Origin of the sequence: Cellulomonas sp. NPDC089187 (assembly GCF_040685135.1) — a bacterium.
Taxonomy (GTDB): Bacteria; Actinomycetota; Actinomycetes; order Actinomycetales; family Cellulomonadaceae; genus Cellulomonas.
In genome coordinates, this window is the sequence record NZ_JBFBHI010000004.1 from 330,539 (window position 1) to 344,914 (window position 14,376).

Below are 14,376 nucleotides of genomic sequence, written 5' to 3' on the forward strand. Positions count from 1 at the left end.
CGGAGGTTCCGCATCGAGTTCGAATGCGGGGCAGACGACCTCGGCGCGGATGGTCCGAACTCGGTGCCGGAGGGCCGAGGGGACAAGCGGCTACTTGTCGTCGGGTTGCGGCTGGGGCACGGCGGCTTGCTCGGCGGCCTGCACCGCGCGGTCCTGGGCTTCGGTGAGCTCATCCACCACCAGCAGGTCGTCGCGCACCTTGCCAGTCCGGTAACCCGCGCGGCCGACCAGGTGAGCGGCCACGGGCGCGGTGAGCATCTGGAACAGAGCGACCAGGACCAGCGCCCACACCGCGGAGCCGTCCCGCAACCGGAGCGACAGGCCGATCAGCACCAGCACCAGACCGAGCACCTGCGGCTTGGTGCCCGCGTGCATCCGCGACAGCAGGTCCGGGAAGCGCAGCACGCCCACCCCGGCGGCGAAGGCCAGGGCGGCACCGCCGAGCAGGAAGATGGCGGAGGCGACATCCGCGACGGCGTCCCAGTTCATCAGTGCCCCTCCCCGTGGTCCTTGGCGGCGCGCTCGGCGTCCTTGGCCCGGCGGGCACGGCGCTCCTGCTCGGCCTCCTCCTCGGCGCGGATCCGCTCGGCCTCCTCGGCGGCGATCTCCTCCCGGGTGCGGACCCGGCCCTCACCCTCCGGCTCCACCGAGGCGAAGCGGCTGATCGTGACCGAGCCGATGAAGCCCACCAGGGACAGCACCACCAGGATCGGCACCACATCGGCCCGGCGATCGACGGCGGCATAGAGCGCGATGGCGGCGACCAGCACGCTGACCACGATGTCCAACGCGATGGTCCGGTCCAGCATGGACGGGCCCTTCTCCGCGCGGATCAGGGCCATGGCGGCGGCCGCGGCCAGCAACACGGCACTGACGATCACGACGACGGTCATGCGGTCACCCCCTGGCGACGGCTGCGGTGCGGGTGCGGGTCCAGTCCGGCCTCACGCAGTTCGGCATCGGATGCCAGCGCCCGCAGCACCCGCTCCTCCTGGTCGAGCACCACCTGGCGGGCGGCCTCGATCCCCCCGGCCTGGTCGACGTCCAACACGTGCAGGAACAGCTTGCCGGTCAGGCGGTGCGCCTCCACCACCAGCGAGCCCGGCACCAGCGAACACAGCTCGGCGGTGATGGTCAGGTACAGGTCCGAGTGCGAGCGCAGCTGCACCCCGATCACCGCGCCGTGCGGGGTGTGCCGGGGTCGCAGCGCCACCCAGGACACCTCAATCGACGCCTTGAACAGGTCCCAGACGAACCGGCTGACCAGGACGACCACACCCCAGGGGCGCACCCGCCCGTGGAAGTCCACCGGGGTCATTCGCAGCAGACCGGTCACCGCGATCGCGATAATCAGTCCAGCGATCACATTGCCCCAGCTCAGCGAGCCCCACAGCAGCACCCACACCACGGTGAGCCAGACGATGGTCGGCCACTGGCGGATCAGGCTCGGTTTGGGTCGGCGGCTCATGGCGTCACCTCCGGGCTGGGCGTGGCGGAGCCGTCCGCGTCAGCGGGCTCGCCCGAAGCGGCTGGATCGGTCGTGCCGGACGGGACCGCGGTGGGTGATCCGGTCAGCAGGTCCTCATTGGACCCCTCGGCCTCGCGTGCGACCTCGGCGGAATCGCCCTCACCCCGCCCGCCCTCGGGCAGCACCGCCTCGACATACGCCCCATCGGTCAACGACGCGGCGGCACGCTCGGCGTACCCGTACAGCGGCCCGGCGAACACGGTCAGGGCCAGACCGAAGACCACCAGCGCCGCCGCCGACCCGACCATGCCCTTGGGCAGGGTGGTGTCCGGCAGTGGTGCGGGCGGGTCCTGCCAGAACGCCTTATTCCACGCCTTAATCAGCGCGTACAGCGTGAGCAGCGAGGTGACCACCCCACCGACGACCAGGGCGATGGCCAGCGGCGTTCCCACCTCGGTACCGGCCTGCATCAGCCCGACCTTGCCCAGGAATCCGGACAGCGGCGGGATGCCCGCCAGGTTCATCGCCGGGATGAAGAACAGCACCGCCAACAGCGGTGCCGCCTTGGCCAGCCCACCGAGTTCGTCCAGTGAGGTCGTGCCACCCCGGCGCTCGATCAGGCCGGACACCAGGAACAGCGTGGTCTGCACGGTGATGTGGTGGGCGACGTAGTAGATCGCGGCGGTCCACCCGGTCTGGGTGCCCAGTGCGATGCCGAAGATCATGTACCCGATGTGGCTGACCAGGGTGAAGGACAGCAGACGTTTGATGTCGTCCTGCGCCACCGCACCGAGGATGCCGACCAGCATGGTGGCCAGCGCGGCCCACATCAGCACGCCGTTGAGCCGACCGTCCGGGAACAGCAGCGTCTGCACCCGGATGATCGCGTAGACACCGACCTTGGTCAGCAACCCGGCGAACACCGCGGTGACCGGGGCGGGGGCGGTCGGGTAGGAGTCCGGGAGCCACGCGGACAGCGGGAAGATGGCCGCCTTGATCCCGAAGGCCAGCAGCAACAGGATCTGCAACAGCAGCTGCACATTCGGGTCGATCTCCGGCAGCCGCTCGGCCAACTGCGCCAGGTTCACCGTGCCGGTGGCGGCGTAGATCATCGCGATGGCGATCAGGAACAGCACCGAGGACAGCAGCGCCACGACCACGTAGACACTGCCCGCCCGGATGCGTTCCCCGGTGCCGCCCATGGTCAACAGCACGTAGGAGGCGAACAGCAGGATCTCGAAGCCGACGTAGATGTTGAACAGGTCACCGGACAGGAACGCGTTCGCCACCCCGGCGGTCAGGATCAGGTACGTCGGGTGGTAGATCGACACCGGGGCGGCCTCGTCCCCGTCGGCCTCACCCTGGGCCAGCGAGTACAGCTGCACGCACAGGGTCACTGCGGCGGAGACGGTCAGCATCAGCGCACTGAGCCGGTCGGCGACCAGGTCGATGCCCACCGGGGCGGCCCAGTTGCCGACATCGACCACTACCGGACCGGAGTCGGCGGCCACCAGCAGCACCGCGGCGACCACCAGCATGATGCTGAGCGCCAGCACGGAGATGATCCGCTGCAACCGGGGCCGGCGGTACAGGGCCAATGCCAGTCCGGCCCCGAACAGCGGCACCACCACCGGCAGCGGGACCAGCCAGGAGACGTCGCTCATCGGCGTCCCTCCTGGTCGTCGTGGGATGCGGAGCGCGGATCGGTCTCACCGTGCAGCGGGCTGGGGGTCGAGGGCAGATCGTCCTCCCCGTCGTCGGTCTCGTCCCGGGTCTCGGCGGCCTGCTCGTCCAGGGTGTCGTTGGTGTCCTCGGTGTCCTCGTCCTCGGTGGCGCGCTCATCGCGGGCCGCCAAACGGGCGATACGCCGATCCTCAATGTCGTCCTGCACCTCGTCATGGCGGTGCAGCTGCCAGGAGCGGTAGGCCATCGCCAGCACGAAGGCGGTGGTGGCCAGCGTGATCACGATGGCGGTCAGGACCATCGCCTGCGGCAGCGGGTCAGCCTGTTGTTCCACCGGGGCGTCCCCGACGATGGGCGGCCGTCCGGCGCGGCCACCGGCGATCAGGAACAGCAGGTTCGCGGCGTTACCCAGCAGGACCACGCCGATCAGTACCCGGGTCAGCGAGCGCTCAAGCAGCAGGTACACCCCGGCGGTGACCAGAACGACGATCACGCCGACCAGCACCAGGTTCGGGCTCATGTCGATCATGTCGCACCTCCTGGGGTCGTCGTGCCGGGATCGTCCGGGCCCTCGGGTCGACCGGCACCACGCTGCATAGCGGCGCGAATCCGAGCGAAGGGATCGGTCAGGCGTTCACCCGGCTCGGCGTCGCCGCCCACCGGGAGGTCGTAGCCCTCACCGGCTGCCTCAGCCTGCCGGTCCAGCTCCGCACCGAGGCTGCGCAGGATGTCCAGCACCAGCCCGACCACCACCAGATACACCCCGATGTCGAAGAACAGGGAGGTCACCAGGTGGATGTCGCCGATCAGCGGCAGGCTCAGGTCGATGATCCAGGACTGGAGCACCGACCCCCCGGCCAACAGCGCGACCAGACCCACCCCGGCGGACAGGAACAGCCCGGAGCCGAGCAGCAGACCGGGCTGCACCGGGGCCGCCTCGCCCAGCTCGTAGCGTCCGCCCGCCAGGTACCGCACGATCAGTGCGATGCCGGTGACCAGACCCGCAGCGAAGCCACCGCCGGGGTTGTTGTGCCCGGAGAACAGCAGGAATAGCGAGTACACGATCATGGTGTGGAACAGCAGCCGCACCACGACCTCGAAGACCACCGAGCGTCGCTGCGGCGCCAGGGTGCGGGCTGAACGCAGCCACTCGCGCGGCTGGTACGCCGCCCGGCGCGCCTCGGACACCGGCAACCGGCGCACCGCACCCTGCGGGTCGGCCGATCCGGTGCCGGTCCACACCTGACGGTGCTCGGGGGCGTCACCGGCGCGGTAGATCGCCCCGGACCGGCGACGCAGGAACACCAGCGAGGCCACACCGGTGGCGGCAACCAGCAGCACCGAGATCTCGCCCATGGTGTCCCAGGCGCGAATGTCCACCAGAGTGACGTTGACGATGTTCTTGCCGCCGCCGAACTCGTAGGCCTCCGCCGCGAAGTCCACCGACACCGGCGTGTGGATGCGGGCACCCGGCACCACCAGTGCCAGACCGCCGACGGTCAGACCCACCGCCAAGCCGATCACCAGACGCACCCAGCGCGAGCTGGTCCGCGGCCGGTCCGAGAAATAGGGCGGCAGGCGGCGCATCACCAGCACGAAGACCACCAGGGTCAGCGTCTCGGTCAGCACCTGGGTCAGCGCCAGATCCGGCGCCCCCTGCAACAGGAAGAGCGCGGCGATGCCGTAGCCGCAGACCCCGAGCAGGATCACGGCCTTGAGTCGACGCCGGGCCCGGGCGACCAGGATCGCAGCCAGGGCGATGAACAGACCGAACACCAGCTGCGCGGGCTCGTCCCACGTGCGGGTCGAGTCGGGCAGCGAGGTCAGGGTGAGCATCGGGATGCCGATGCTCAGCACGAAGACCACCAGGATCGTGCCCAGGTAGAGCGGCAGCGAACCGCGCTGGGTCTGGGCGGTGACATCGGCGGCCACGTCGTCCAGTCGCCGCATCAGGCGGCGGTACACCCGGTCGGCCTCGGGCAGACGGGGCATCGCGGCCTGGAACTGCTCCACCACCCGCCGACCCCAGAACAACAGCGCACCGGAGCCGAGCACCGCCAGCGTGATGAACAGCGGCAGGCTGAACCCGCCCCAGAGCACCAGGTGCCCGGGCTCGCCCACCGGGTAGGCGTCGGCGTGCGGGGCCAGCAGGTCCTCGCCGAAGTGCGGCACCAGCGCCACCGCGATGCCGAGCACCGCAAGCAACAGGGCGGGCCAGACCAGGATCAGGGAGGGTCGACCCACCGGCGCGGGCTCGGCCACCCGCTCCTGCGGGTCCTCGGTGGCGGGCACCGGCAGCCCGGCCTCGGTGGCGGTGATCATCCGGACCTTGGCGACGGACATCACCGGCTTACTGGCGAAGGCCCCCCACCAGAACCGCAGCCCGTAGGCCACGGTCAGCGCCGATCCCACCGCGACGCCGATCAGCACCACCAGGCCCATGGTGTCGCCCTCGTGCGCGAAGGCCTCCAGCGCGGCCTCCTTGGCGACATACCCGGCGAAGGGCGGCAGACCGATCATCGACGCGGTGGCCAGGCCCCCGGCCAGCGCGGTGAGCGGCAGCGTGCGACCCACCCCGGACAGGCGGCGCAGGTCCCGGGTGCCGGTGGCGACGTCGACCACGCCGACCACCAGGAACAGCGCGGCCTTGAACATCGCGTGCGCGCCCAGCATCGCCATTCCGGCCAGCGCGGTGGCCTTGGTGCCGTAGCCGACCAGCAGCACGATCAACCCGAGCTGGCTCACCGTGCCAAAGGCCAGCACCAGCTTGAGGTCATGCTGCCGCAGCGCGCGGTAGCCACCGAGCAGCAGGGTGCCGAGCCCGAGGATCACGATCATCCAGCGCCACACGCTGAGCTCGGAGTACGCAGGTGCGAAGCGGGCGACCAGGTAGACCCCGGCCTTCACCATCGCCGCGGCGTGCAGGTAGGCACTGGTCGGCGTGGGCGCGGCCATCGCGGCGGGCAGCCAGAAGTGAGTGGGGATCAGCGCCGACTTGGTGGCCGCACCGATCAGCAGGCAGACCACCCCGGCGGTGACCAGCGAGGAGTGCGGCGGGTCCGCCAGGATCGCGGACAGGCTGTAGGTGCCTGCGGCCTCTCCGATGAAGATGACCCCGACCAGCATCGCCAGACCACCGGCGGTGGTGACCACGATCGCCTGCATCGCGGCCCGTCGGGAGGCCTTGCGCTCGTGATAGTGGCCGATCAGCAGGTAGGAGAAGACCGTGGTCAGCTCCCAGAACACGAACAGCAGCAGTGTGTTGTCCGCGGTGACCAGGCCGAACATCGCCCCGGCGAAGGCGGTCAGCACCCCGCTGAACCGGCCCAGCCCGGTGGCGGACTCCTTGAAGTAGGCCGAGCAGTAGATCAGCACCACCGCGCCGACGCCGCCGACCAGCAGGCTCATCAGCCAGCTGAGGGTGTCGACCCGGAAGGTCAGATCGAGGCCGAGCGCCGGAATCCACGCGATGGTCTGCGTCGGGCCCCGGCCCTCCATCACCGCTCCGGTCAGGCTGAGCGCCCACACCGCCACGGAGGCGGGGGCCAGGGCCAACACCCAGAACGCTTTACGGCCAAGCCAGGACACCAGGGCAGGGGCGGCCAGGGCAGCGACGAGGTGCACCGTGAGCAGTTGCAGCAAACGCTCGCTCCGTCCTGTCGGTGGGCGGCAGAGGTCAAGGGTCGCATCGCCGGATCAGCGGCGCCCCCGCAGGTTTCAGCTGCGCAGCACGACTCAGAACGACGACTTCAGTTGTCAGACACCGGGTACGACGACGCACGGCAACGCAGGGCGTCGTCGTGGTCAAGGGATCGCTTGCATCGTATCAAGCGATCCCCTGGCCACCGGGGGCGTGTTCGCCCTCGGCTCAGCGCGGGGACCTCCGCCCGGGCTCAGGAGAGCTGGTCGTCCTGCCGCCGCCGACTCACCACGACCACACGCCAGCCGATCAGCAGCACGGCCAGCGCCGCCCACAGCGTGTCGCTCAGTCGCAGACCGGTCACCGCGAGGAACCGCGCCGCGATGTCCCGCACCGGCGGCTCCTCAGCGAGCACCTGCGAGGCCGGCTCCACGGTGACATCCACCCGGGCGACGGCGGTCTGGCCGACCTCGTCGGTGACGGTGACGGTGAAGGAATCAGCACCGGCGAACCCATCGGCGGGCAGGTAGGTGATCGTGCCGGACTCGTCGATCCGCGCGCTGCCGATGCCCGGCTGGGCCAGGCTGGCGAGCGTCACACCGGTGCCCTGCGCCCCGGCCAGCACATCCACCGTCACCGGGGTCTGGAACGGAGTCCGGGTCCGGATGTCCTCCACGGTCAGGGTGAGCACCGTGACCGTCAGGGTGCCGGTGGCGGTCTGCCCCATGGCGTCGGTGACCGTGTATTCCAGCGTGATCTCACCGCTGGTCGGTGCCGCGGAGGTCACGGTGATGCTGCCGTCCGGGTTCAGCACCGCGGTTCCCTCGGAAGGCTCGCCGATGGCGGTCACTGTCCACGGTGCGCGCGGCAGCCCGTCGGTCTGCGTACTCTGCACGGCGGCCGGGTCCAGGACCAGGGGCATCTGCACACCGGTGCGACCGGTCACCTCCGGCGCGACCGGGGCGGAGTAGACCGTGACGGTCACCGTGGCGGAGACCTCGCCGCCCCAACGATCGGTGGCGTCGTAGGTCAGCGTGTCCACCCCGGACCAGCCGTCCTGCGGGGTGTAGACCAGCGCACCCTCGGCAATGGCGACGGTGCCGTGCTCCGGCTGGATCACGGCGGTCAGCGTCAGGTCGACGCCGGAGTCGTTGGCCAGGACGTCCACGGTGACCGGGGCGTCGATGACGGTGGCGGCGGTGTCGGGATTGGCTGCCGGGGTCTGCCGCACCTCGACGGACAGGGTGGTCGTGACCGTCTGGCCCACGGAGTCGGTCCAGGTCAGCACGATCTGGTCCGTCCCGATGTATCCCGCATCCGGGGTGTACTCGACCAGCCCGGCGGCGGGGTCGGTGATCAGCAGGGTGCCGTGCTCGGCGGCGGTGGTCACCGCGAGCGTGAGGCCGTCACCGCTGGCCAGTGCACCCAGGTCGGCGGTCACCGGGGTGTCCTGCCGGGTGGCGATGGCCAGATCCGTGGTGGTCGGGGCGGCGACCACGGTCAGGGTGATCACCGCTCCGGCGGACTTCCCCATCGAGTCGGTCACCGTGTAGGAGAACTGGTCGGCACCGGCGTAGCCGGCCTCGGGGGTGTAGACCACCACGCCGTCCACCAGCTCGACGGCGCCGTGAGCCGGGGTGCTCACCGCGCTGATCGAGGCGTCATCCCCGGTGAACAGACCGGCGATGTCCGGCAGCGCAGTGGCCACCTGGCCAACCCGGTACAGCGCCGGGCTGGCGGTGGGCAGCGGAACCACCTCGATGCTGAGGGTGCCGGTCGCGGTCTGCCGTGCCTTGTCCCGCACCGTGTAGTCGACGGTGACCGTGCCGGAACCGTCGGCGGGCGCGGTGTAGGTCACCGTGTCATCGGTGTGGGTGGCGGTGCCCGCGGTCGGCGTGCTCAGACCGGTGATGACGGCGGAGTCGTCCAGGGTGTCGTTCGCCAGCACCGGGACGTTCACGCTGTCCCCCGCGGACACTCGGACGTTGTCCGGTGCGGCGACCGGGGCCACCAGCTCGTCCACGAATCCGAAGTCCAGGTCGGCCATCCGCTCGGTGGACTCCAGCACTAGCTCGGTGGAGGGCGTCTGGCCCGGCAGCATCCCGCTCGGGGTAGTGGCGGTCAGCGTCCACCGGCCCGGCGGCAGCCCGTCGACGGTGTAGGAGCCGTCGGAGGTGGAGGTGGCGGTGAGGCCCTGCTCGGCGGTGACCGGGATGTCATCGCCCGCGCCGCCCTCGTCCACGCCGTTCGCCCCGAACGAGTGGCCAGTGACCGTGATCTGCACCTCGGCCAGCCCGGACTCCCCGGCCTCCCGGGTCCAGGAGTAGTCGTCATCGGCGTAGACGGTGCCGGATAGCTGGACACCACCGGAGCTCATCGTCACCGGGGAGACCGCAGTGATCGCGGCGTCCAGTCCGGTCACGGTGCCGTAGAGGTTGTTCACGGTGGCACCGTCCACCCCGAGTAGTCCGGGCACAGCAGTGAGCGTGACCTCACCACCCATGCCGGGCTCGATGTCGCCGGTGAGGAACCGCAGGGCGGTCACCCCGGCAGGCACGCTGCCGTCGGTGGGCCACTCGGCCCAGCCGATGACCGTCTCACCCGAGGGGTCGGCCTTGACCGCATCCAGGGTGTCGGCCGGGTCGGCAGTGGTGAACTGCACCCGCACCGCCATATCGGCGTCGACGTCCAGATCGGTCAGCGCGATGCCGGTCAGCGCGTCGGTGCCACGACCGTCCCCGTCGAAGGGCAGCACGTCCACCAGGGCACCGGTGCCGACCCCCGCCTCCAGACCGTTCAGCCAGGAGACGGTGTAGGTGACCGGGACACCGGGGGTGGCGGTCACGGTCGAACCGGTCTTGGCGACCGCGAACACCTTGGCCGCATTCACCCCGAGGGTGGCGGTGCTGGTGCGATAGCTGACCGGGCGGAAGTCGCTGACCGACGCGATCACGGCGGTGGCGGTCACCGAGGTCGGCATGGCCAGCCGAGCCGAGATGTTGACGTCAAAGGTCACCGGGGCGATGTCCTCGCCGGTCAGGTCGCCGAGCGCGAAGGTCAGCGTGGTGCTGCCGTCAGCGTTCGTCACCGCGGTGGGCGTCAGGTCGTCATTCCAGGAACCCTCCACCGGGGTCACTCCGGCGGGCAGGGTGACGGTGACCGACACGTCGCTGGCGGTGGCGTCCGGGTGGGACAGCCCGGGCTGCACCGTGAGCGTGCGGGGGGTTCCGGGCGCGCCGGAGGCGGTGTCCCAGCTCAGGTCGGCGGCGACGGTGGTGGCGATGCTCTTGGCCCGAGCACCGAGGAGGTTCCCCGCCAGGGTGTCCGGGTTGAAGGTCGACTGGGCCAGACCGGACTGGGTCGACCGCAGCTGCCAGAACACCGGCAGCGGAGTGCTGTCGGGCAGCGTCTTGTCGGTCCGGGTGAGGACCACGCCCAGGTAGTTGGAAACACCGGCGGCGAGGTTGCTGTAGGAGACCCGCATCGCGTTGACCTGGTCGGCCCCTCCGGCACCGGCGACGGTCGTCGACCACCCGACGGCACCGTCCGCGGCCTGGCCGCAGTCGTAGCTCTTGCGTGCGGCGTCGGTGCTCACGTCGAGGTGGGCGTACTCCATGGCCACGTGACCGCGCTGGGAGTAGAACTGTGGGCTGTCGCCGATGCTGAGGATCGACTCGTCCCACACCACGCAGGTGCCGATGTTCGTCCCCGGGATGCCGGAGGTGGACTGGTTGGTGATGTACCCGCCGTACCGGATGCTGTCGCCGGGGGCCAACGGCGCGTCGCCCGCGGAGGTGCTGCTCGCCCCTGCCGGGATCGGGTTGTTCATGTTCCACGGGTTGCCGACCGGGTCCCAGGTGTAGCTGAGCCGGGGCACCACACCCTCGGTGAGCGGGATGGTCACCGTGACGTTGTTGACATTGGTGATCGGTGCGGCCCCGGGCTCCTGGCCCTTCGCGTAGCCGGTGCCGAAGTTTGACTGGCCGGAGACCGACTCGGGGTCAAAGCCGCTGGTCTGCATGTTCAGCGCGCGGGCCTCGGTGTACTCCGTGGCGGGCAGCCAGGTGAACAGCTCGTTGCCGGAGATCAGGGCCATCGTGGAGCTGAGAGCGGACCCGTTGGAGTAGTGCGTGGGGTAGCTGCGCAGGTCGGTGATCGCATTGTGCACGGTGACCGTGATCGGACCACCCGGGGTGTCCTGTGCGCAGCTCCAGTCGCCACGCTGCGGGACCGAGTTGGCGGCGGTCTGGTTGCTGCCGTTGATCCGGTCGTAGACCTGATAGCCGCCGATGTTCTGCGCGTTGCCGGAGGGGCAGGAGTGCAGGATCGCGCTCGGGCTGATCGTCGACGGGTCCAGGGTCATGGTGAAACCGTCGGCGAGGGCTTCGCTGCCCCGGACGCCACGGATCGGGTCGACCTCCTGGTAGAGGTGGATCTGGTACCAGAAGGTGTACCCAGCAACGCCGCCCCGCTCGTAGTAGCCGTTCGAACCGCCGCGCACGCCCAGGCTGACCTTGGGGGTGGCCGAGGCGGTGACCGTGGCCGGGGCGCTGTCCGGTGCACCGGCGGAGGACAGCACGGAGCTGAGCTGCTGGCCGTGGGCCGCGTACAGCACCTCGGCCTGCACGGACATCGTGCTGGCACCGGTGGCCTGACCCGCACGGGTACAGCTGAGGGTGCGGCGGTCGGCGGAGACCGCACCGGCACCCTCCGCGCACAGACCGGTCGACGCGGCGGTGACCCAGCCCATTCCGTCGGGCAGGGTCTGCACCAGGGTGACGTCACCGGCGGTGGCGACGGAGTAGCCCCACTGATAGGTCACGTAGTCGTGGGTGCGGACGATGCCGTTGGTCGGCGAGGAGTCGTAGCCCGGCTGATCGGAGCTGTCCCAGGAGCCGTCCTTATTCGCGGTGCCGTCGGCGGTGACTTTGAGGGTCAGACCGGTCGCAGAGCCGATCTCACCCTCGGCCGAGGCCGGAGAGACGCCCAGACCGGTCAGGGCGAGCGCGGCCACGGTGACCAGCGCCGCGGACCGTCGGGGGCTCCGTGCCCACCGGCCCTCGAACCAGCGCGAAGTGCTCATCGTTCCCTACCCGACTCGTCATCGCAGGGTCCCCTCGAGCCGTGCCCCGCGGCGTTGCGCCATCCGGCCGCCGTCGGTGATGGACGGTGTGGCAGAGGGATGGCAGATCGTGAACAGCTTGGTGCGGAACACCTCGCTCGCGACGTGATTGAGTAATCTCATTCGCCGAAAAAGTCACGGGTTGCACGTGGTTGAGTAGTCGAACGATGTCAGGCGTGGGCACTGCGCTCTCACGCCGGGCCGAGTTCTGGGTCGGCCGTCCCGTCATCGCCGCCGAGTGCGGGCTAGCCTCATGCGGTGACCGCCCTGCGCCTGATCTGCCTGACCCTGGTGGTGCTCGCCACCGTGGTCGGGATCGTGGTCTTCATTCGCGGGGCGATCCGCCTGACCCGCGCGATCACGATGGGTCGACCCGCCCCCGGACGTTCCGGGCCGGTGGCGCGGCGGACCGGGCTGGTCCTGCGGGAGATGCTCGGACACGGCCGGTTCCAGCACACACCGGTGGTGCGGATCGCGCACTGGACCGTGATGGTCAGCTTCCCCATCCTGTTCTTCACGCTGGTCACCGGGTACGGCCAGGTCGTCTATCCGCGCTGGACCCTGCCGGTGCTCGGTCACCTGCTGCCCTGGGAGTGGCTGACCGAGGCCATCGCCTGGCTCTCATTCGCCGGAATCCTGGCGCTGATCGGGCTGCGGCTGCGGATCACACCGCGCCGGGGCACCCCCGAGCCCGAGGCACGACGGTCCCGATTCTTCGGGTCGCGCACCGGTCAGGCGGCGGTGGTCGAGGCGACGGTGCTGCTGGTGGTGCTGGCCGTGCTGGCGCTGCGCGGACTGGAGTACGCGCTCGACGGTGGGTCGGCTCTGCACTTCCCGACCACCGCGTGGATCGGCTCACTGCTGTCCGGGGCGTCCACCACCACGCTGGAGACCGCCGTGGTGCTGTGCGCCACGGTGAAGATCCTGGTGTCGATGGTCTGGTTCGTCGTGGTGGGTAGCCGCCCGACGATGGGCATCGCCTGGCACCGGTTCCTCGCCGTGGTGAACGTCTATGCCCGCAAAGACGCCGACGGCCGCGTCGCGCTCGGTCCCGTGGAGCCGATCCGAGTCGAGGGCGCACCGCTGGACGTCGCGGCGCTGGAGTCGCTGCCGGAGGACGCCCGGCTGGGTGCCAAGGCGGTGGAGGACCTGAGCTGGAAGCAGCTGCTGGATGTGGCCACCTGCACCGAATGCGGGCGCTGTCAGGACCAGTGCCCGGCCTGGGCGACCGGGAAGCCGCTGTCCCCCAAGCGGGTGGTGATGGGCCTACGCGATCAGGCCGCCGCCACCGCCCCCTACCTGACCGCCGGGACCGACTCCGGACACGTCGACGTGGACCTGGTCGCCTCCGGGGTGATCGACGCCGATGCTCTGTGGGCCTGCACCACCTGCGGTGCCTGTGTGCAGCAGTGCCCGGTGGACATCGAGCACGTGGACACCATCGTCGACATCCGCCGCTACCAGACCCTGATGGAGTCGGCCTTCCCCGCGGAGCTGGCCGGGATGTTCACCAAGCTGGAGCGGCGCGGCAACCCGTGGGGTCTGCCCGCTCGGCAGCGGTTGAACTGGGCCAAGGGGCTGCCCTTCGACGTGCCGGTAGTCGGCGCTGATGTGGAGTCGGCGGCTGACGTCGACTACCTGTTCTGGGTCGGCTGTGCGGGCTCCTTCGAGGAGAAGGCCATGCGCACCACCCGCGCGGTGGCCGAGTTGCTGCACACCGCCGGGGTGTCCTTCGCGGTGCTCGGCGACGGCGAGGGCTGCACCGGCGACCCGGCACGCCGGGCGGGCAACGAGGTGCTGTTCCAGATGCTCGCCTCGGCCAATGTCGAGACGCTGAACCAGGCCGGGGCGCGGGCCGTGGTGGTCAGCTGCGCGCACTGCTTCAACACCCTGGCCCGGGAGTACCCGCAGCTGGGCGGGCACTACGACGTGGTGCACCACACCGAGCTCCTCAACCGCTTGGTGGGTGAGGGTCGACTGGTGCCGGTGGACGATGCTCCGGAACTGGGCGAGGTCACGTACCACGACCCCTGCTACCTGGGCCGGCACAACCAGATCTACGCCCCGCCACGCGAGCTGCTGGCCGCCGCCGGTGCCCAGCTGACCGAGATGCCCCGCAACCGCGAGCGCTCGTTCTGCTGCGGAGCGGGCGGGGCGCGGATGTGGATCGAGGAGTCGATCGGCACCCGGATCGGCACCGCCCGGGCGCAGGAGGCGATCGGCACCGGCGCGGGCACCGTCGCCACGGCCTGCCCGTTCTGCACGGTGATGCTGCAGGACGGGGTGGCCGCGGCCGAGCCGGTGGACCGGGCCGACGTGGGGGTGCCGGAGGTGGCGGATATCGCGGTGCTGCTGGCCGGGCGGGTGCGCGGGGCCTAGACCTCCGGGACGCCGACGCGCCGGGTCGAGCCCCCGCGCCAGCGGCTGTCCCGCCGAGCCCGCGCCGCCGCCCGGGGTTCCCGA

Annotated in this window: 8 protein-coding genes; 1 reads left to right on the forward strand and 7 read right to left on the reverse strand. The window is 70.5% G+C overall.

The features are described from left to right. Positions 1-90: 90 nt before the first annotated feature. From mnhG to AB0N78_RS12865, 7 genes are all read right to left on the reverse strand, one after another. Complete coding sequence (mnhG, locus tag AB0N78_RS12835; protein ID WP_363390728.1) at positions 91-489, reverse strand: monovalent cation/H(+) antiporter subunit G; 399 nt, start codon at positions 487-489, stop codon at positions 91-93. Beyond that, on the reverse strand, positions 489-893 hold the full coding sequence (locus tag AB0N78_RS12840) for a monovalent cation/H+ antiporter complex subunit F (protein ID WP_363390731.1): 405 nt from the start codon (positions 891-893) through the stop codon (positions 489-491). Before AB0N78_RS12840 ends, mnhG begins: the two co-directional genes overlap by 1 nt. After that, positions 890-1,468 carry a Na+/H+ antiporter subunit E gene (locus AB0N78_RS12845; RefSeq protein WP_363390734.1) on the reverse strand — a complete coding sequence of 193 codons (579 nt, stop codon included), beginning with the start codon at positions 1,466-1,468 and terminating at the stop codon, positions 890-892. The genes AB0N78_RS12840 and AB0N78_RS12845 overlap by 4 nt, the downstream gene beginning before the upstream one ends. Further along, entirely contained in the window at positions 1,465-3,132 is a 1,668-nt protein-coding gene (locus AB0N78_RS12850) for a Na+/H+ antiporter subunit D (RefSeq protein ID WP_363390737.1), read from the reverse strand. Before AB0N78_RS12850 ends, AB0N78_RS12845 begins: the two co-directional genes overlap by 4 nt. Continuing rightward, entirely contained in the window at positions 3,129-3,680 is a 552-nt protein-coding gene (locus AB0N78_RS12855; protein WP_363390740.1) for a Na(+)/H(+) antiporter subunit C, read from the reverse strand. The genes AB0N78_RS12850 and AB0N78_RS12855 overlap by 4 nt, the downstream gene beginning before the upstream one ends. Further along, the gene (locus AB0N78_RS12860; RefSeq protein WP_363390743.1) at positions 3,677-6,793 is read right to left on the reverse strand and encodes a Na+/H+ antiporter subunit A; all 3,117 of its coding nucleotides are present in this window, start codon (positions 6,791-6,793) and stop codon (positions 3,677-3,679) included. The genes AB0N78_RS12855 and AB0N78_RS12860 overlap by 4 nt, the downstream gene beginning before the upstream one ends. 251 nt (positions 6,794-7,044) lie before the next feature. Beyond that, positions 7,045-11,874, reverse strand: coding sequence for a tandem-95 repeat protein (locus AB0N78_RS12865; RefSeq protein WP_363390746.1), 4,830 nt, complete (start codon positions 11,872-11,874; stop codon positions 7,045-7,047). A gap of 297 nt (positions 11,875-12,171) precedes the next feature. On the opposite strand from AB0N78_RS12865, the gene AB0N78_RS12870 reads away from it, so the two are divergent. Beyond that, a complete protein-coding gene (locus tag AB0N78_RS12870) occupies positions 12,172-14,292 on the forward strand; it encodes a (Fe-S)-binding protein (protein WP_363390749.1) in 2,121 nt (706 codons plus the stop codon). Positions 14,293-14,376 lie beyond the last annotated feature (84 nt).

Excerpts from the sequence above, each read along its gene's own strand:
- AB0N78_RS12845 (WP_363390734.1), bottom strand. The coding sequence starts at position 1,468 with ATGAGCCGCCGACCCAAACCGAGCCTGATCCGCCAGTGGCCGACCATC.
- mnhG (WP_363390728.1), bottom strand. The coding sequence starts at position 489 with ATGAACTGGGACGCCGTCGCGGATGTCGCCTCCGCCATCTTCCTGCTC.
- AB0N78_RS12850 (WP_363390737.1), bottom strand. The coding sequence starts at position 3,132 with ATGAGCGACGTCTCCTGGCTGGTCCCGCTGCCGGTGGTGGTGCCGCTG.
- AB0N78_RS12855 (WP_363390740.1), bottom strand. The coding sequence starts at position 3,680 with ATGATCGACATGAGCCCGAACCTGGTGCTGGTCGGCGTGATCGTCGTT.
- AB0N78_RS12840 (WP_363390731.1), bottom strand. The coding sequence starts at position 893 with ATGACCGTCGTCGTGATCGTCAGTGCCGTGTTGCTGGCCGCGGCCGCC.
- AB0N78_RS12865 (WP_363390746.1), bottom strand. The coding sequence starts at position 11,874 with ATGAGCACTTCGCGCTGGTTCGAGGGCCGGTGGGCACGGAGCCCCCGA.